We start from the raw sequence: 276 nt of genomic DNA on the forward strand, positions 1-276 counted from the left end.
GTCTTCACCAGAAAAGTCCCGCGTTACCATCGCTACTGTAAGACATCGGGAAGATTATCGCTCTGTGACCGAGCGACTTCAGGATCAACACCGAGGTCACGTATTTCCTCGTCGGTTGGAGAGCGCCCGCCATCGCCTTCGACCGCCGCAATGACGGCATCAAGAGTATCAAGTGCTTCGTCCCGACTTTTCGCTTGCGCAGTCACTCCAACACGGAGATCACGAGCCGTCCACTGGCCATCTGGGTTCTTCACTAAGCGGATTTCCCGTTCAGGG

Annotated in this window: 1 protein-coding gene; it reads right to left on the reverse strand. The window is 55.8% G+C overall.

What is annotated here, in order from left to right:
• Window positions 1-32 precede the first annotated feature (32 nt).
• A partial coding sequence (locus EXE45_RS21095) for a type II toxin-antitoxin system HicB family antitoxin (RefSeq protein WP_137695193.1) occupies window positions 33-276 on the reverse strand: 244 nt, incomplete at its 5' end.

Source organism: Halorubrum sp. SP9 (assembly GCF_005435015.1).
GTDB classification, from domain to species: domain Archaea; phylum Halobacteriota; class Halobacteria; order Halobacteriales; family Haloferacaceae; genus Halorubrum; species Halorubrum sodomense.